This window comes from Kitasatospora sp. NPDC091276, assembly GCF_040684355.1.
Classification (GTDB): domain Bacteria; phylum Actinomycetota; class Actinomycetes; order Streptomycetales; family Streptomycetaceae; genus Kitasatospora.
Window position 1 is genome coordinate 41,063 of sequence record NZ_JBFBFU010000015.1, and the last position, 16,718, is coordinate 57,780.

The window sequence follows — 16,718 nt, forward strand, 5'->3', positions numbered from 1 at the left end:
CCCATGGCGCCACGGTAGCGGTCGTGAGGGCGCCGTCGCCGAGGGTCCCTCGAAACCTCACCTGCCGGAGTGAACACGCAGGGTCGACGGCACGCGTCTGGGTGCCGCGATCCCGGCAACAAGAAGGACGACCGAGTGGGCCGAGCCGGGCGTCGGCGCGACGCCCGACGGAACGGAGTTCGTGGTCACCCAGGGCCGAGACGGCTGAGTGCCGCCGCTAGTCCGCCAACGGCCCGTCGGCCGCCGGCGGACTGGTTGCTTCGCGTGGGTCGGCGGCGCGAACCACGGGGAGCGAACCCTTGATCAGGCCAGCTGGGCGAGGCCCTCGGTGGCGATCCTCTCGAAGACGGCGAGGTCGTTCTCGAAGATCGAGTCCGGGACGGGCCAGTGGATCACCAACTCGGTGATGCCCAGGTCGCGGTAGGTGCCGGCCCAGTCCACGAAGGCGTCCAGCGACTGCAGAGGCTTCTCGGCGGTCGAGCCCTGGAGCAGCACCTTCTCCAGCTCGCCGGCGTCCCGGCCCTGTGCCTCGCAGGCGGCCGTCAGCTTCGCGATCTGCGCGGCGATCACGCCGGGCGCCTGCTCGACCGGCACGTCCGCGGGGCCCTTCGGGTCGCCGTACGTCACCCAGCCCTGCCCGTACTCGGCCGCCAGCCGCAGCCCGCGCGGGCCGGCGGCAGCCACGTAGAACGGCACCCGCGGGGTCTGCACGCAGCCGGGGATGTTCCGGGCCTCGACCGCCGAGTAGTAGGTGCCCTCGCGGGTGGTGGCGTCCTCGCGCAGCAGCTCGTCCAGCAGCGGCAGGAACTCGCCGAACCGGTCCGCCCGCTCCTTCGGCGACCACGCCTCCTGCCCCATCGCCGTCGCGTCGAAGCCCGTCCCGCCGGCCCCGATCCCCAGTGTCAGCCGCCCGCCGGACACGTCGTCCAGCGTGATCAGCTCCTTCGCCAGTGTCACGGGGTGGCGGAAGTTCGGCGAGGTCACGAGCGTCCCGAGCCGCAGGCGCTCGGTCGCGGTGGCCGCCGCGGTCAGTGTCGGGATCGATCCGAACCACGGCTCGTCGCGGAACGAGCGCCACGACAGGTGGTCATAGGTGTACGCGGCATGGAACCCGAGCTCCTCGGCCCGCCGCCAGATCTTCTGCCCCTCGCTCCACCGGTGGATGGGGAGGATCACGGTACTCAAGCGCATGCCCTCGACCCTACGCGTGTGCTCCGGCAGGTGAGGTTGCGAGCAACCCGCAGTGACGACACATGCGTAGCCGCTAGCGTAGTGCCATGGGTGCATTGGGCAGGACCGAGCTTGAGGCCATGATCGATGAGGCCACCGTCGACGCCTACGGCGAGGACGAGCAGCTGACCGGTCTGTTCACCATGCTGGCTTAGAACCTCGCGGTGCCGTTCGGCACGACGGTTCTCGGAGTGGAGGTGACTGTGCGCGGCGTCGACCTCACTCAGGATGGCCGGATCGTCGCACTGTGCTTTCGCGGCCGTGTTCGACAGGAGATCGGGATCCTGGAGCTGCCGATGCCGACACCTGCCCCGGACGGCGCCGAGTGGATCGAGGCTTACCGCCACTGGACCGGCTGACGCCAAGCAGCTCACACATCACTTCGGAACTCACCTGCAGAGAAAGCAGGACATGGCGATCGCCGTTCGGGATACGGATCACGGCGAGTGCTCGCTCACCGATCTCATCGAGCGCAGTGCCGAGTTGAAGGGGGAGTTGGTCGCCTTCGCGCAGAGCGCGCGCTTCGATCGGTGGTTGACTCCCGCCCTTCTGGAGGCGGCGGGCCCTGAGCGGCGGCTGGACGAGGGCGCGGCGCGTCTCGGCGGCCTCATCCGGGTGAAATGCTGGCGAGCCTGATGCCCGTACGGGACGATGAAGTAGCGTCGGATTGTCGTCTGGAGCCAAGGAGGTGCCGCATGTCGTACGAGCCCAAACTGGCTGCCGCGTTGTCCGGTGCGACTCTGCGGCAGCTGTCGCACTGGCGGCGGGCCACCGGCGAGCGCGGCGCTGTCCTGGTGCCGGAGATCTCGACGTCTCGTCCGATCCTCTACTCCTTTCGCGACGTGGTCGCTCTCCGAGTCTGTGTCCGTCTTCGCGAGGAGGCATCCCTCCAGAAGATCAGGCGGGCGCTGAGCACGTTGCGCGAGGGCCTCGACGAAGGGGAACACCTCTCGGCCTACCGGCTGGTCGCGGGCGGTGACACGATCTACCTGGCAGACCCGGACCACGCAGTGGACCTTGTGCGGAGCAAGGGCAATGTCGTCATTCACGACATGGTGGACGTGCTTGCGCCTTTCTACCGTGGTGGCCGGCGAATCCCGGACCTCCTTGAACCCCGGCCGCACGTGTCTATTGACCCTGCTGTGCGAGGCGGCGAGCCGGTCGTCGAGGGGACACGTATCCCAGCGACAGAGGTTGCTGCTCTCCTACGGGACGGCGTGCCACCTGAGCAGATCGGCGACTACTACCCGGGCGTCACAGCAGAGGCAGCGCGTGACGCAGCGGACTTCGCCGACTATGTCGACAGTTACGAGGATGCGGAAATCCGGCAGGCAGCGTCTTGAAGCTGCTGCTCGACGAGAACGTGCCGCTTCCCATGGCACGGATCGTGCGGCTGCTCCTGAAGCACCACGTTGTCGAGCACGTGGCCGAACTCAGCGGGTGGGCGGGAACCAGGGACGTCGACCTCTATGCGCGTGCGGCAGCGGACGGCTTTCAGATCGTTGTCACGAATGACACGAAGCAACTGAGCCGTCCACTCGAGGTAGTCGCCATCGCCGAGTCGGGCCTGCATCGCATCGAGTACCGCCAGAATCACAAGCACGGCGGGTTGGTGGGTCTCGGTGCAGCTATCGCCACCGTGTGCGCCGGCCTGCCCCATGCCTTGGCTGAACTCGACCAGGCAGACAGTCAGCGCCTGATCTCGCTGAATGCGGTCGACCCGTCCCAGCAGAGCCGCTTGCGGATCGTGGATCCTGCCAGCGCCCCGCCCAAGTTCTGGCCCGCCGACTCACAGGGATAGTGGCATCAGGGGCTGAACCAGCGGAACATCGCAGGTTAGCGTGTGATGCATGAAGAAGGATTGACTGATGTCACGAGCGTCCCGAGCCGCAGGCGCTCGGTCGCGGTGGCCGCCGCGGTCAGTGTCGGGATCGATCCGAACCACGGCTCGTCGCGGAACGAGCGCCACGACAGGTGGTCATACGTGTACGCGGCATGGAACCCGAGCTCCTCGGCCCGCCGCCAGATCTTCTGCCCCTCGCTCCACCGGTGGATGGGGAGGATCACGGTACTCAAGCGCATGCCCTCGACCCGGAGAGCATCGGAAGCGGCCGGTACCGCGGGCACGGCGACTCCGGTGGCGTTTCCGAGGCGGACCTCGCGCCGGATACCGCGTGGGCGGCCTCGCACGGGCGACGAGGACGTCCTGACCCTGAGGGGGAGGTGCTCCGCCCCTTAGGGGAGATCCTCCGCGGCGTCATACCGCAGCAGCAGACGGGCTCGTCATTCCAGCTCATAGCCCTTGGCGCGTAGGCCCGTTACGTTGAGCAGGTGTCCACTGCTGTCATCAAGACGGACGGCCTCACCAAGAGGTTCCCCCGGGTCACCGCCCTCGACCAGCTCACCGTCGAGGTGCGGCCCGGGGTGGTCGGGCTGGTCGGGGCCAACGGGGCGGGCAAGTCCACCCTCATCAAGATCCTGCTCGGCCTCGCCCCGGCGACGTCCGGCCGCGGCGAGGTCCTCGGCCTGGACGTCGCCACCCGGGGCCCGGAGATCCGCGAACGGGTCGGCTACATGCCCGAACACGACTGCCTGCCACCCGACGTGTCGGCGACCGAGTTCGTGGTGCACATGGCGCGGATGGCGGGGCTGCCGGCCACCGCCGCCCGTGAGCGCACCGCGGACACCCTGCGGCACGTCGGCCTGTACGAGGAGCGGTACCGGCCGATGGGCGGGTACTCGACCGGCATGAAGCAGCGGGTCAAACTCGCCCAGGCGCTGGTGCACGACCCGAAGCTGGTGCTGCTGGACGAGCCGACCAACGGCCTCGACCCGGCCGGCCGGGACGAGATGCTGGGCCTGATCCGCCGGGTGCACACCGACTTCGGGATCTCGGTGCTGGTCACCACCCACCTGCTCGGCGAGCTGGAGCGCACCTGCGACCACCTGGTCGTGATCGACGGCGGCAAGCTGCTGCGCTCCTCCTCCACCGCCTCCTTCACCGAGGCGACGGCCGTCCTGGCGGTCGAGGTGACGGACCACCCGCAGGACGCCGTCCCGGAGCCTGGCGACGCCGTCCGCGAACGGCTGGCCGCCGCCGGGCTGTCCGTCCAGCCGGAGGGCTCGCACCTGCTGCTGGTCCGGCTGGCCGGCGACGACACCTACGACACCATCCGCGACACCGTCGCCGGCCTGGGTCTCGGCCTGGTCCGGCTGGAGCAGCGCCGCCACCGGGTCGCCGAACTCTTCACCGACGAGAACAGGGGAGGGACGGACGATGTCGCTGCCTCCTGACACCAGGTCCGCCGACACCGGCGTCATCCACGACATCGGCTACCGCGGCTACACCGGGCCCCGGCTCGGCCGGGCCTACGCCACCCGCTCGCTGTTCACCCAGAGCCTGCGCGCCGCGTACGGGCTCGGGCGCTCCGGCAAGTCCAAGGTGCTGCCGATGCTGGTGCTCGGCGTGGTCACGATGCCGGCCGTGGTCATGGTGGCGATCGCGCTCGCCACCAGCGCGAAGGAGCTGCCGCTGGACTACCCGCGGTACCTGTCCTCGTTCGTGCTGGTCGTGTCGATCTTCCTGGCCTCGCAGGCGCCGGTGCTGTTCTCCCGGGATCTCCGGCACCACACCGTCCCGCTGTACTTCTCCCGCCCGATCACCCGCGCCGACTACGTCCGGGCCAAGTTCGCCGCCATGGTCAGCGCCCAGTTCCTGCTGATGGCGGCGCCGTTGCTGGTCCTCTACATCGGGGCGCTGCTCGGCGGGCTGGACTTCGGGCACAACACCGGGCACTTCCTGTCCGGCCTGGTCGCCGCCCTGCTGTACTCCCTGGTGCCGACCTCGGTGGCGCTGGTGGTCGCCGCCGCGACCCCGCGCCGCGGCTTCGGGGTGGCCGGGATCATGGGCTACCTGGCGATCAGCACGGCCGTGGTGGCGATCCTGACCCGGATCGGCACCGCCACCGAGCTCACCGTCCCGGACTCCGCCCAGTGGATCGCGCTGCTGTCGCCGAACGACCTGGTGGAGAGCCTGACCAACCAGCTCTTCGACGTCGGCGGGATGGACGGCCGGATGCACGCGCCCGGCGGGCTCGGCGTGGTCGTCTTCACCGCCGCCGTCCTCGCGATGGTGTCCGGCTCGTACGGGCTGCTGCTGCGCCGCTATCGCAGCGTCTGATGAACCGAGGAGTTTGAGAGGGCGTCATGGCCACCATCACCATCGACAAGGTCTCCCGCTGGTTCGGGAACGTGGTCGCCGTCAACGACATCAGTATGACGATCGGCCCAGGCATCACCGGCCTGCTCGGTCCGAACGGCGCGGGCAAGTCGACCCTCATCCACATGATGAGCGGCTTCCTCTCGCCCTCCAGCGGGGCGGTCACCCTGGACGGCGCGCCGATCTGGCGCAACCAGCAGGTGTACCGGCAGATCGGCCTGGTCCCGGAGCGGGAGTCGATGTACGACTACCTGACCGGCTGGGAGTTCGTGCTCGCCAACGCCGAACTGCACGGTCTCGCCGACCCGGGCGCCGCCGCCCGGCGCGCCCTGGACCTGGTGGAGATGGCCTACGCCAAGGACCGCCGCACCGGGACGTACTCCAAGGGCATGAAGCAGCGGGTCAAGATGGCCTCCGCGCTGGTCCACGACCCGGCCGTGCTGCTGCTCGACGAGCCGTTCAACGGCATGGACCCGCGCCAGCGGCTCCAGCTGATGGAGCTGCTGCGCCGGTTCGGCGCGGACGGCCGGACGGTGCTGTTCTCCTCCCACATCCTGGAGGAGGTCGAGCAACTGGCCCGGCACATCGAGGTCGTGGTGGCCGGCCGGCACGCCGCCTCGGGCGACTTCCGGAAGATCCGCCGACTGATGACCGACCGGCCGCACCGCTACCTGGTCCGCTCCAGCGACGACCGCCGGCTGGCCGCCGCGCTGATCGCCGACGGCTCCACGACCGGTGTCGAGGTGGACGCGCGGGAACGGGCGCTGCGGATCGAGGCGGTGAACTTCCAGGGCTTCACCACCCTGCTGCCCCGGGTCGCCCGGGAGGCGGACATCCGGCTGTACACCGTCTCGCCGGCGGACGAGTCGCTGGAGAGCGTCTTCTCCTACCTGGTGTCCGCGTGAGGCCGGGCATCCGCGTGAGGCCGGGCATCCGCGTGAGGCCGGGCAACCGCGTGAGGCCCGGCGTCCGCGTGAGGCCGGGCAACCGCGTGAGGCCCGGCGTCCGAGCCACCGAACTCCCGTACCGGACCCAGGAAAGGGCCGACCGACCATGAACCCGACCGTCGCCAGGCTGACCCTGCGCGGCCTGCTGGGCCGCCGCCGCGGCCTCCTGCTGCTGGTGGTCCCCGCCCTGCTGCTGGTCATCTCGGCCGTCGCGAGCGGCACCGCCAGCGGGAACGAGCACGACCTCACCGTCAAGATCCTCGGGCAGCTCGGCCTCGGCACCCTGGTGCCGATCCTCGGCCTGGTCGTCGGCACCGGCGTGATCGCCACCGAGATCGACGACGGCTCGATCGTCTACCTGCTGGCCAAGCCGCTGCCGCGGTGGAAGATCGTCACCACCAAGCTGGTCGTCGCGATCGGCACCACCTGGGTGTTCGCCGCCCTCCCGACGCTGCTCTGCGGCCTGCTGCTGATCGGCACCAGGGACGGCATCGCGCTCGGCTACACCGTGGCCGTGCTGGTCGCCGGGGCGGCGTACAGCGCGCTGTTCCTGCTGCTCGGCGTGGTCACCCGGCACGCGGTGGTGGCCGGGCTGGGGTACGCGCTGGTCTGGGAGTCGCTGATCGGCAACTTCGTGTCGGGCGCCCGGACGCTGAGCGTCCAGCAGTGGGGCCGGTCGGTGGCCGAGGCGGTCGCCGGGGACGCCGCGATCGGCGCCGACGTCTCGCTCGGGGTGGCCGTCCCGCTGCTGCTGGCGGTCACCGTGGCGGCGACGGTGCTGGCCTCGGTGAAGCTGGCCGGACTGACCCTGGCCGCCGAGGAGTAGCCGGACGGGGCCGACCGGGGGCAGTCGGGCCGACCCGAGGCAGTCGGGCCGACCCGAGGCAGTCGGGGTCGGCCCGAGCGGAGGTGCTAGCCGAGCGTCCGGTTGCGGCCCGCGCCCCAGCCGGCCGCGCCGACCACGGTGGCCAGCACCAGCATCAGCACCAGGGTGGCCGTCCAGCCGCCGGTGAGCTGGTGCAGCGCGCCGGCGCCGACCGGGCCCGCCGCCGCGACCAGGTAGCCGACCGCCTGCGACATCCCGCCCAGCTGGGCGGCGCCGGCCGCGCTGCCGGTGCGCAGCACGATGAAGGCCAGGCCCAGGCCCAGCGAACCGCCCTGGGCGACGCCCAGGATGGTCGCCGACACCCAGGCGCCGGACACCGGCGCGATCAGCAGCAGGGCGATGCCGAGGCCGTTCAGCCCGGCCATGGCCACCGCCAGCCCGCGCTGGCGGGTCATCCGGCCGGCCAGCAGCGGCACCAGGAAGGCGCCCGCGACCTGCACCAGGTTGGAGAAGGCGAAGACCAGACCGGCCTCGCCGCGGTCCATGCCGTGGTCGGCCAGGATGGTCGGCATCCAGGCGACCAGGGTGTACACCAGCAGCGACGAGATGCCCATGAAGAGGCTGATCTGCCAGGCCATCGGCGAGCGCCAGATGCCCTCGATGGGCTTCTCGGCCACACGACCGGCCACACGACCGGCCGCAGGACCGGCAGGGGCCGCTGCCCCGGACGCCGCTGCCCCGGACGCCGCCGCCCGCTCCTGCCGGGAGCGCAGCACCTGCGGCAGCCAGGCCACCGCGGCGATCAGCGCGAGCAGCGACCAGGTGCCCAGCGAGGCCTGCCAGCCGCCGCCGAGGGCGTGCTCCAGCGGCACCGACAGACCGGCCGCCAGGGTCGCGCCGACCAGCATGGTGGTCGAGTAGACGCCGGTCATCGCCGCCGCCCGGTCCGGGAACTCCCGCTTCACCAGGCCCGGCATCGACACGTTCAGCACCGCGATGGCCACGCCGATCACCACGCAGCCCGCGTACAGCGCCGCCACCGAGGGCAGCACCCGCAGCAGCACGCCCGCGCCCAGCACCAGGACCGCGCCCAGTACCACCCGTTCGGTGCCGAACCGCCGGGTCAGCCGGGGCGTGAGCGGGGCGCCGACGCCCTGGAACAGCACCGGCACGGTGGTGATCAGTCCGCTCGCGGTGGCGGAGAGTCCGAAGGTCCGCTGGATCTCGCCGACCATCGGCGACACCGCCGCCAGGCAGGCGCGCATGTTCAGCGCGACCAGCAGGATGCCGGTCAGCAGCAGCGCGGGGTGGGCCAGCCGGGTGCGGACGGGAAGCGGGAGGGACGTGGTGGCAACCGGCTGCTGGGCACGGGTGACGGCCATGGGTGTGCTGTTCTTTCGTGAATGTGCGAGAGGGCGCGGAGGACGGAAGGGAGGCGGGTGCCTACGTCACTTCCGGGCCGCGATGGCCGCGAGGAGCTGCTCGACGGCCGCGGTCGGCTCGGCGAGCAGCGCACGACACGCGGCCTCGGCACGGTCCGGGTCGCCGCTCTCGATCGCGTCGACCAGCGCCGCGTGGGTGGCCACGGCCACCTCGGGCATGTCGTGGTCGCCGAAGGCCGAGGTCATCGACTCGCGCACGGAGGCGCCGAAGTAGCGGTAGACCTCGGTGAGCGCCGGGTTGTGCGCGGCCTCGACGATGGCGGTGTGGAACTCCAGGTCGTGCTCGACGGTGGCCTCGCGGTCGGTCCGCTCGGCGTGCGAGGCGATCACCTCGGCCTCGCGGGCCAGTGCGGCCCGCATCCGCTCGACGTCCTCGCGGGTGTGCCGCAGCGCGGCCAGCCGGGCGGCCTCGGTCTCCAGTGCGGCCCGGACCTCCAGGACGTCCCGGATGCCCGAGCGCTGGACGCCGCGCAGGACGGCGGCCGGGTCGCTGGTGGAGCGGACGAACGTCCCCTCGCCCTGGCGGGAGACCAGCATGCCGGCGTGCACCAGCACCCGGATCGCCTCCCGGACGGTGTTCCGGCCGACCTGGAGCCGCTCGGCGAGTTCGTGCTCGGTGGGGATCTGCGATCCCACCGGCCAGACGCCGCCGGCCAGTTGTTCGCGCAGCTGGTCGATCGCGGTGTCCACCAGGGAGCGCCGTCCGGCCGCCTGGAGGCTGTTGCCGTCGTTGGTCATGCCGGTACTCCCTTCGTTGTCGGTCACCGCGCCGCTGGTCAACGCCGGTCATCGGTCATCCTACAACCGCTTGCCCGGTCATCCTACAACTGGAGGTGAACCCCCGCCGAACACTACGGCGAGGTCGGGAGGAGGAGGGCCTAGACGCCCGGGTAGAGCTGTTCCAGGACGACGGCGACGCCGTCCTCGTCGTTGCTCGCGGTGACCTCGTCGGCGACGGCGAGCAGTTCCTCGTGGGCGTTGGCCATCGCCACGCCGCGGGCCGCCCAGCCGAACATCGGTACGTCGTTGGGCATGTCGCCGAAGGCGATGGTGTCGGCCCCGCGGACGCCCAGGCGGCGGGCGGCGACGGCCAGCCCGGTGGCCTTGGACAGGCCCAGCGGCAGCAGTTCGACCACTCCGGCGCCGGCCATCACGACGCCGACCAGGTCCCCGGCGACGCGGCGGGCGGCCTCGGCGAGCGCGTCGTCGGTCAGGCCGGGGTGCTGGATGTAGAGCTTGCTCACCGGGGCGTCGAGCAGCTGGTCGCGGTCGACCCGGACGACCGGGAGGTCGGAGCCGATCAGCAGCTCGTAGCCGGGGCCGGCCAGCACCTGGCCGTCCAGGCCGTCCTGGTTGGCGGCGACGGCCAGCGGGCCGGTCTCGGCCTCGATCTTGGCGATGGCGAGCGCGGCGAGCCGGCGGTCGAGGGTGAGGGAGGTGAGCAGCCGGTGCGCGCCGGCGTCGTACACCTGGGCGCCCTGGCCGCAGACGGCTATCCCGGTGTAGCCGATCTCGTCGAAGACCGGGCGGGCCCAGGCGGCGGAGCGGCCGGTGACGACGATGTGCAGCGCGCCCGCGCCGGTGGCCGTGGCCAGGGCGGCGCGGGTGCGCTCGGAGACGGTTTCCGTGCTGGTCAGCAGGGTGCCGTCGAGGTCGGTGGCGACCAGCCGGTAGGGCAGGTCGCCACCGCTCGGGCGCTCACCGCTCGGGCGCTCACCGTTGGGGGAGACGGGGCTGGGGCTGGTGGTGCTCATGGGCCGTACGTCTCCCGGGAGTTGCGGGTGGTGCGGGTGGCGCGGTGCTACTTGACCGGTTCGAGGACGGTCCGCCCGCCGAGGAACGGCCGCAGTGCCTCGGGCACGACCACCGAGCCGTCGGCCTGCTGGTGGTTCTCCAGGATCGCCACGATGGTGCGCGGGACGGCGACCAGGGTGCCGTTCAGGGTGGCCAGCGGGCGGGTCTTGCCCTCCTCGCGCATCCGGATGGCGAGCCGGCGGGCCTGGTACTCGGTGGTGTTGGAGGTCGAGGTGACCTCGCGGTACTTGCCCTGGGTCGGGATCCAGGCCTCGATGTCGAACTTGCGCGCGGCCGAGGCGCCGAGGTCGCCGGAGGCGACGTCGATCACCCGGTAGGGCAGCTCCAGCGCGTTGAGGAAGTCCTTCTCCCACTGGAGCAGGCGGCGGTGCTCGTTCTCGGCGTCCTCGGGAGTGGTGTAGACGAACATCTCCACCTTCTCGAACTGGTGGACGCGGATGATGCCGCGGGTGTCCTTGCCGTAGGTGCCGGCCTCGCGGCGGAAGCAGGACGAGTAGCCGGCGTAGCGCAGCGGCAGCTTCTCGGCGTCGAGGATCTCGTCCATGTGGTACGCGGCGAGCGGGACCTCGCTGGTGCCGACCAGGTACCGGTCGTCCTCGGCGAGGTGGTACACGTTCTCGGCGGCCTGGCCGAGGAAGCCGGTGCCGTCCATGGCGGCGGGCCGGACCAGGGTCGGGGTGATCATCGGGATGAAGCCGGCCGCGGTGGCCTGGGCGATGGCCATGTTGACCAGGGCGAGCTCCAGCAGCGCGCCGACGCCGGTCAGGTAGTAGGAGCGGGCGCCGGCGACCTTGGCGCCGCGCTCGGTGTCGATCGCGCCCAGGATCTGGCCGAGCTCGACGTGGTCGCGCGGCTCGAAGCCCTCGGCGGCGAAGTCGCGCGGGGTGCCGATCTCCTCCAGGGTGACGAAGTCCTCCTCGCCGCCGACCGGGGCGGCCGGGTCGATGAGGTTCGCCAGCGAGCGGAGCAGGCGATCGGCCTCCTCCTTGGCCGCGCCCTGCTCGGCGTCCGCGGCCTTGACCTCGGCGGCCAGCTCCTTGGTGCGCTGCAGCAGGGCGGCCTTCTCCTCGCCCTTGGCCTGGGCGACCTGCTTGCCGAGCGTCCGCTGCTCGCTGCGCAGTTCGTCGAAGCGACTGCCCGAGGACCGGCGCCGTTCGTCGGCGGAGAGGAGGGCGTCGACCAGGTCGACGTCCTCGCCACGGACGCGCTGCGAGGCGCGCACTCGGTCAGGGTCCTCACGAAGCAGGCGAAGGTCAATCACAGGCCCAAGCGTACCGGGCGGAGGCTCATCCACCGGTACGGGTTTTCCCCTGGGGATAACCGCCCGGATCCTGTGGATAACTTCTGTGGGGAACGGGCGGGGCCGGGGTTATCCACAGGATCCGGGCGGTGCCTGTGGATTGAAGGGGAGGTTGGCCCTCCGATCACCGAAGCCAGGGAATTGAGGTTTCAAACCTCATTTGACCTTCTCGGGTGAGGGAATTGAAGCACTCAGACGGGTGATTTGCTGGCACACGGGTGACTCTGGTCCGATTAGTCATCTCTACGCCGCTAACCAATGATCCGACCGAAACCTGCAGTGGCTATACCGGTTTGTCGACTCATCCCCAGGCCTGTGGATAACTTTCGGCTGTGGATAGTCCCCGCCCCTGTGGATGGCGGGTTCCGGCGCCGCGGGCCCCTGTGGACGAAGGGTGCGGTCACCCGCCCCCTTCCGTCCGGCCGGGAGAAAACGATCGGAAAAGGGTGGAAAGACAAAGGGCATCGATCAGATGTCGTCACAATGCCCTCGCGTGGATCAGATGTCGCCGCGCCCGTCGAGGCACCGGGAGAGCCAGTCGGCGGCGGCCGTGAAATCGTCGTCCGAGGTCCCCGGCCGCCGGTGCGTGGAGACCTGCCGGTCGGCGCGCGGATAGGAGCCGAGGAACCGCACCTGCGGGCTGATCCGCTTCAGCCCCATCAGGGCCTCCGCCACCCGGCGCTCGGACAGGTGCCCCTCGCAGTCGATCAGGAAGCAGTAGTTGCCGATGCCCTCGCCGGTCGGCCGCGACTCGATCCGCATCAGGTTGACCCCGCGCACCGCGAACTCCTGGAGCAGCTCCAGCAGCGCGCCCGGGTGGTCGTCCGGCAGCCAGACCACCATCGAGGTCTTGTCCGCGCCGGTCGGCGAGGAGACCCGGCCCGGGCGGCCGACCAGGACGAACCGGGTGGTCGCGGTCTGCGCGTCCGCGATGTCCTTGACCAGCGGGTCCAGGCCGTAGATCGGCGCCGCGAACTCGCCCGCGAACGCCCCGTCGTAGCGGCCCTCGGCGACCAGCCGGGCGCCGTCCGCGTTGGAGGCGGCCGACTCCCACTGCGCGTCCGGCAGGTTGGCCGCCAGCCAGCGGCGCACCTGCGCCTGGGCCACCGGGTGGCTGGTCACCGTCTTGACCCCCGCCAGGTCGGTGCCCGGCCGCACCAGCAGCGCGAAGGAGATCGGCAGCAGGACCTCACGGTAGATCATCAGCGGTGCACCGGCGGCGAGTTCGTCATTGGTCGCGGTGACGGCGCCCTCGACCGAGTTCTCGATCGGGACGAACGCCCCGGAGGCGTCCCCGCCGCGCACCGCGTCCAGCACCAGCGGTACCGAGGCCAGCGGCACCAGCTCCCGGGTCGCGGCCTCGGGCAGGGTGCGCAGCGCAGCCTCGGTGAAGGTGCCGGCCGGGCCGAGGTAGGTGTAGCGGGTGGCCGACATGACGCCTCCGTGGGAAACAGGGGGGAACCGGGGCAGGGGTGTTGCCGAAGAAGTCACCATAACGACTCCGCCCGTCGGCCAGGAAAGCGTTTCGGTGGCCGGGACCGGAGACCGCCGGGGGCGTGCTACTCGAAGAGCTGCTGGCCGAGGTAGCCGCCGGCCGGGACGCCCGGCGGCACCGCGTACAGGCCGCTGGCCTCGTGCCGCAGGAAGCGGGAGAGTCCGTCCCCCCGGGCCAGCTTGCGCTGCACCGGGGTGAAGCCCTTGCGCGGGTCGGCCTGGAAGGCGAGGAAGAGCAGCCCGGCGTCCGGCGAGCCGTCGGGCAGCAGGCCGTCGTGGTACGAGAACCCGCGCCGCAGCATCGCCGCCCCGCCGTTGGCGGCCGGGGCGGCCACCCGGACGTGCGCGTCGGCGGGGATCGCCAGCGCGCCGTCCGGGCCCTGCGCGGCCAGGTCGACGGGGGTGCGCTCGCCGGCCCCGGCGGGTGCGCCGAGCGGCGCGCCGTCCGACTTGCGCCGCCCGATCACCCGCTCCTGCCGGTCGGTCGGCAGCGCCTCCCAGTTGTCCAGCAGCATCCGGATCCGCCGGAACACCAGGTACGAGCCGCCGGCGAGCCAGGCCGGCTGGTCCGGCCCGGCGGTGCAGAACACCTTGGCGGCGAAGCCGTCCTCGCCCGGCCGGGGGTTGTTGGTGCCGTCGATCTGGCCCATCAGGTTGCGGCCGGTCATCGGGCGCGCGGTGGCACCCGGCGTACGGGCGAAGCCGGCCGACTGCCAGCGCAGCGCCGCCGTGCCGGCCGCCTGGCGTTGCAGCACCCGCAGCGCGTGCACGGCCACCAGGGCGTCGTCGGCGCCGATCTGGACGAACAGGTCGCCGTCGCCGCGTGCGGGGTCGAGCGCGTCGGCGGGGAAGGGCGGCAGCGGTTCGAGCGCCTGCGGGCGGCGGTCGGCCAGCCCGGCCTTGTCGAACAGGGCGGCGCCGAAGCCGACGGTGAGGGTGAGCGAGCAGGGGCCGGCGTCCAGCGCCACCTGGTTGTCGGCGTCCTCGGCCGGCTCCCCGGCGGTCAGCCGCTCGGCGGTCTTCGTCCAGCGCTGGAGCAGGGCGCGCAGCCCGTCCCGGCCGGCGCCCTCGGCCAGGTCGAAGGCGGCCAGCTGGACCCGGGCCTGCTGGGGTTCGAGGATGCCGGCCTGGTGCTCGCCGTGGAACGGCACCCGGGCCGCGCCGAGCGCGCCGCCCGGCCCGGCGGCGGGCGCCGCGCCGGGGCGGCGGTCCAGGGCGACCGCCCCGGCGACGCCGGCTCCGGCGCCGGCCAGCAGCCCGGCGCCGGCGGTGCCGAGCAGGGCCCGCCGGGTGAAGCCGGCGCGGCCGGGCGCCTGAGCACCCTGTGCCGCGGGCCTCGGCACCGTGGCCCGGTCCGCCGTGGTGCGGTCCGCCGTGGTGCGGTCCGCCGTGGTGCGGTCCGTCGAGGTGTGCTCCATCGCGGTCAGCCGATCTTGAACTGCTGGGTCGGGGTGGTCTGGTCGATGTCGGAGGAGCGGATCTGCACCGACACCACCCAGGTGCCGGCCAGCGGCAGCTGCGCGGTGCCGCTCCAGCGGCCGGTGCCCTCCGGGGTGAGCGCCACCGGCAGCGGGCCGAGGTCGCGGTCCGGCAGGGTGAAGGCGAGCTGCACCTCGGGGACGTCCACCGGCTGCCCGTCCGCGCCGGTCAGCGCGAGGTGCACCTCGTTCGGACCGGTCCGGGCCGGGTTGAGGGTGACGGTCGCCGTCCCCTTGGCGTTCGGGGTGCGGCCCTTGGTGTCGTACGGGAGCTTGAGCTCCACGGTGCGGCCCGGCTCGGTCTGCGGGGCGGGCGCGCCCCCGGCGGCCGGTCCGGCGGCGGGTGCGGCGGCACCGGCCTTGACCTCGCTCGCCACCCGCCCGGGCGGGGAGTTGGTGAGCATCGTGGTGACCACCAGCACCGCCACCGCGACCAGTGCCTCGACCAGCACCGAGCGGCGCAGCCCGGCCCGGGTCGGGGTCAGTCCGCGCTCGCGCCCGGCGCTCTCCCGGGCCGCCTGCTGGCGGGCCAGCTGGGCCTGCCGGAGCGGGTCCTCGGAGTGCGCGGCGGCGACGCCGACCGGCTCCGGCACAGCGGCCGGCTCGACCTCCGCCGCCTCGGTCGGGGCCGCGCGCAGCCGGGCCAGCCAGGTGCGGGAGAACCAGGCGGCGCCGAGCATCACGGCCACGCAGCCGGTCTTCACCAGCAGCAGCCGCCCGTACTCGGTGCCGGTCAGCGCGCCCCAGCTGCCGAGGCCGCGCCAGGACTGGTAGACGCCGGTGGCGGCCAGCACCGCGACCGAGCCGAAGGCGACCTTCGAGAAGCGGTCGACGACCTGCGCGCCGACACCCTCGCGCAGCGCGACCAGCAACGCGGCCAGGCCGCCCAGCCAGAGCGCCATCGCGATCAGGTGCAGCATGCCGAGCGGCAGCGACAGCCAGACCTGGATGCCGACCGAGGCGTGGTCGGCGCCGACCCAGGTCGCCGCCAGGGCGATCGAGAGCACCAGCCCGGCGACGCCGAGGCCCAGCCGGGCCTCGCGCTGCGGCCGCTCGGCGGCGCGCTGCTCCAGCTCCCGCAGCTCGGCCTCCTCGGCCTCCTCGTCGCCCGCGCCTCCGGCGCTCCCCGTGCTCCCGGCACCGCCGGGCCGCACCGCCGGCCGGGCCGGCTGCCCCAACTGGCCGACCAGCAGCGACAGGAACACCCCGCTCGCCGCGAGCAGCAGCAGCCGGGCGGCCAGCGCGGTGCCGATCCGCTCGTCCAGGGTGGCGCGCACCAGCGACAGGTCGAGGGCCTTGCCGATCCCCGAACCGCGCTCGTACGGGCCGCGCAGCATCAGCACCGCGACGGTGGAGGCCAGCAGCGCCGCCCAGCCGGTCATCAGCAGCCGCTGCATCCGGCGCCGGGCGGCGCCCTCCGGCCAGCAGATCAGCACGAACGCGGCGACGCCGGCGAGCAGCGCGAACGCCGCGTACGCGACGGTGCGCCCGGTGCCGTAGAGGGCGGAGACCAGGCCGTCGGCCTTGGCGCCCTGGAGCGCGGTGGCGGACACCGAGGTGTCCGAGGGCGCGCCGATGGAGAAGGTGAACGCGCCGCCGATCGGGTGCGAGTCCTCCGAGACGGCCCGCCAGGCGACGGTGTACGTGCCGTTGGCGAGCCCGCTGTTCAGTCCGACCCGGGCGGTGTCCGCCTTGCCGTCGGCGTGCCCGGGGTTGCCGGTGTCCACCGCCTTGCCGGCCGGGTCGAGCACCCGCACCGAGTCGCTGGACAGCGACACGGACTCGCTGAAGGTCAGCGTGACCGCCTGCGGGGCGGTGGCGACCACCGAGTTCTGGTGCGGGTCGGTGGACTCCAGGGTGGCGTGCGCGGCGGCCGGTCCGGCACCGGCGAGCATCAGCGCGAGCAGCGCGCCGAGCGTCCCGAGCAGTCCGGCGATGCGGCGGTGGGCGGCCTTCTCCATGCTGGC

General features: G+C 72.4%; 16 protein-coding genes and 1 pseudogene. 8 read left to right on the forward strand and 9 right to left on the reverse strand.

From position 1 onward, the window contains the following. Window positions 1–303: 303 nt before the first annotated feature. Window positions 304–1,191, reverse strand: a complete 888-nt coding sequence (locus AB0O19_RS20075) for an LLM class flavin-dependent oxidoreductase (RefSeq protein WP_363621116.1) — start codon at window positions 1,189–1,191, stop codon at window positions 304–306. A gap of 203 nt (window positions 1,192–1,394) precedes the next feature. Here AB0O19_RS20075 and AB0O19_RS20080 point away from each other — a divergent pair, with 203 nt between their 5' ends. From AB0O19_RS20080 to AB0O19_RS20095, 4 genes are read left to right on the forward strand one after another with little or no spacing between them, the layout of a single operon-like run. Next, window positions 1,395–1,589 carry a hypothetical protein gene (locus tag AB0O19_RS20080; protein ID WP_363621117.1) on the forward strand — a complete coding sequence of 65 codons (195 nt, stop codon included), beginning with the start codon at window positions 1,395–1,397 and terminating at the stop codon, window positions 1,587–1,589. 52 nt (window positions 1,590–1,641) lie between these two features. After that, window positions 1,642–1,866 carry a hypothetical protein gene (locus AB0O19_RS20085; protein ID WP_363621119.1) on the forward strand — a complete coding sequence of 75 codons (225 nt, stop codon included), beginning with the start codon at window positions 1,642–1,644 and terminating at the stop codon, window positions 1,864–1,866. A 59-nt stretch (window positions 1,867–1,925) separates the two neighbouring features. Next, complete coding sequence (locus AB0O19_RS20090) at window positions 1,926–2,573, forward strand: DUF433 domain-containing protein (RefSeq protein ID WP_363581498.1); 648 nt, start codon at window positions 1,926–1,928, stop codon at window positions 2,571–2,573. Then, a complete protein-coding gene (locus tag AB0O19_RS20095) occupies window positions 2,570–3,031 on the forward strand; it encodes a DUF5615 family PIN-like protein (protein WP_363581496.1) in 462 nt (153 codons plus the stop codon). Before AB0O19_RS20090 ends, AB0O19_RS20095 begins: the two co-directional genes overlap by 4 nt. 65 nt (window positions 3,032–3,096) lie before the next feature. Here the strand turns inward: AB0O19_RS20095 and AB0O19_RS20100 are convergent. Next, window positions 3,097–3,312: pseudogene (locus AB0O19_RS20100) on the reverse strand (LLM class flavin-dependent oxidoreductase); the annotation flags it as partial. A gap of 249 nt (window positions 3,313–3,561) precedes the next feature. Between AB0O19_RS20100 and AB0O19_RS20105 the strand changes: the two are divergent. The 4 genes from AB0O19_RS20105 (at window position 3,562) to AB0O19_RS20120 (ending at window position 7,222) form a co-directional block, all read left to right on the forward strand. Continuing rightward, window positions 3,562–4,524: an ABC transporter ATP-binding protein gene (locus AB0O19_RS20105; protein ID WP_363581494.1), complete on the forward strand. Its 963-nt coding sequence runs from the start codon at window positions 3,562–3,564 to the stop codon at window positions 4,522–4,524. Then, window positions 4,508–5,410 carry an ABC-2 transporter permease gene (locus AB0O19_RS20110; RefSeq protein WP_363581492.1) on the forward strand — a complete coding sequence of 301 codons (903 nt, stop codon included), beginning with the start codon at window positions 4,508–4,510 and terminating at the stop codon, window positions 5,408–5,410. The genes AB0O19_RS20105 and AB0O19_RS20110 overlap by 17 nt, the downstream gene beginning before the upstream one ends. Window positions 5,411–5,436: 26 nt before the next feature. After that, window positions 5,437–6,354 (forward strand): ABC transporter ATP-binding protein, encoded by a 918-nt coding sequence (locus tag AB0O19_RS20115; RefSeq protein WP_363621121.1) that lies wholly within the window; start codon window positions 5,437–5,439, stop codon window positions 6,352–6,354. A 148-nt stretch (window positions 6,355–6,502) separates the two neighbouring features. Next, window positions 6,503–7,222, forward strand: coding sequence for an ABC transporter permease subunit (locus AB0O19_RS20120; RefSeq protein WP_063348377.1), 720 nt, complete (start codon window positions 6,503–6,505; stop codon window positions 7,220–7,222). Window positions 7,223–7,308: 86 nt separating this feature from the next. Here AB0O19_RS20120 and AB0O19_RS20125 read toward each other — a convergent pair whose 3' ends face one another. From AB0O19_RS20125 to AB0O19_RS20155, 7 genes are all read right to left on the reverse strand, one after another. After that, the gene (locus AB0O19_RS20125) at window positions 7,309–8,604 is read right to left on the reverse strand and encodes an MFS transporter (RefSeq protein WP_363621123.1); all 1,296 of its coding nucleotides are present in this window, start codon (window positions 8,602–8,604) and stop codon (window positions 7,309–7,311) included. Window positions 8,605–8,670: 66 nt separating this feature from the next. Continuing rightward, window positions 8,671–9,402 (reverse strand): FadR/GntR family transcriptional regulator, encoded by a 732-nt coding sequence (locus AB0O19_RS20130; RefSeq protein ID WP_063351236.1) that lies wholly within the window; start codon window positions 9,400–9,402, stop codon window positions 8,671–8,673. A 140-nt stretch (window positions 9,403–9,542) separates the two neighbouring features. Next, on the reverse strand, window positions 9,543–10,418 hold the full coding sequence (locus tag AB0O19_RS20135; protein WP_363581484.1) for an HAD family hydrolase: 876 nt from the start codon (window positions 10,416–10,418) through the stop codon (window positions 9,543–9,545). Between the two features lie 47 nt (window positions 10,419–10,465). Continuing rightward, window positions 10,466–11,740, reverse strand: a complete 1,275-nt coding sequence (serS, locus tag AB0O19_RS20140; protein WP_363581482.1) for a serine--tRNA ligase — start codon at window positions 11,738–11,740, stop codon at window positions 10,466–10,468. 537 nt (window positions 11,741–12,277) lie between these two features. Beyond that, window positions 12,278–13,213: a prephenate dehydratase gene (gene pheA / locus AB0O19_RS20145; RefSeq protein ID WP_363581480.1), complete on the reverse strand. Its 936-nt coding sequence runs from the start codon at window positions 13,211–13,213 to the stop codon at window positions 12,278–12,280. 125 nt (window positions 13,214–13,338) lie between these two features. Continuing rightward, complete coding sequence (efeB, locus tag AB0O19_RS20150; protein ID WP_363621124.1) at window positions 13,339–14,691, reverse strand: iron uptake transporter deferrochelatase/peroxidase subunit; 1,353 nt, start codon at window positions 14,689–14,691, stop codon at window positions 13,339–13,341. A gap of 5 nt (window positions 14,692–14,696) precedes the next feature. Further along, window positions 14,697–16,712 carry a FixH family protein gene (locus AB0O19_RS20155; protein WP_363621126.1) on the reverse strand — a complete coding sequence of 672 codons (2,016 nt, stop codon included), beginning with the start codon at window positions 16,710–16,712 and terminating at the stop codon, window positions 14,697–14,699. Window positions 16,713–16,718 lie beyond the last annotated feature (6 nt).

What these genes read in the sequence shown, in the direction of transcription:
- AB0O19_RS20075 (WP_363621116.1), bottom strand. Translation starts at nt 1,191, where the DNA reads ATGCGCTTGAGTACCGTGATCCTCCCCATCCACCGGTGGAGCGAGGGG.
- AB0O19_RS20085 (WP_363621119.1), top strand. Translation starts at nt 1,642, where the DNA reads ATGGCGATCGCCGTTCGGGATACGGATCACGGCGAGTGCTCGCTCACC.
- AB0O19_RS20090 (WP_363581498.1), top strand. Translation starts at nt 1,926, where the DNA reads ATGTCGTACGAGCCCAAACTGGCTGCCGCGTTGTCCGGTGCGACTCTG.
- AB0O19_RS20110 (WP_363581492.1), top strand. Translation starts at nt 4,508, where the DNA reads ATGTCGCTGCCTCCTGACACCAGGTCCGCCGACACCGGCGTCATCCAC.
- AB0O19_RS20115 (WP_363621121.1), top strand. Translation starts at nt 5,437, where the DNA reads ATGGCCACCATCACCATCGACAAGGTCTCCCGCTGGTTCGGGAACGTG.
- AB0O19_RS20120 (WP_063348377.1), top strand. Translation starts at nt 6,503, where the DNA reads ATGAACCCGACCGTCGCCAGGCTGACCCTGCGCGGCCTGCTGGGCCGC.
- AB0O19_RS20125 (WP_363621123.1), bottom strand. Translation starts at nt 8,604, where the DNA reads ATGGCCGTCACCCGTGCCCAGCAGCCGGTTGCCACCACGTCCCTCCCG.
- AB0O19_RS20130 (WP_063351236.1), bottom strand. Translation starts at nt 9,402, where the DNA reads ATGACCAACGACGGCAACAGCCTCCAGGCGGCCGGACGGCGCTCCCTG.
- AB0O19_RS20135 (WP_363581484.1), bottom strand. Translation starts at nt 10,418, where the DNA reads ATGAGCACCACCAGCCCCAGCCCCGTCTCCCCCAACGGTGAGCGCCCG.
- pheA (WP_363581480.1), bottom strand. Translation starts at nt 13,213, where the DNA reads ATGTCGGCCACCCGCTACACCTACCTCGGCCCGGCCGGCACCTTCACC.
- efeB (WP_363621124.1), bottom strand. Translation starts at nt 14,691, where the DNA reads ATGGAGCACACCTCGACGGACCGCACCACGGCGGACCGCACCACGGCG.
- AB0O19_RS20155 (WP_363621126.1), bottom strand. Translation starts at nt 16,712, where the DNA reads ATGGAGAAGGCCGCCCACCGCCGCATCGCCGGACTGCTCGGGACGCTC.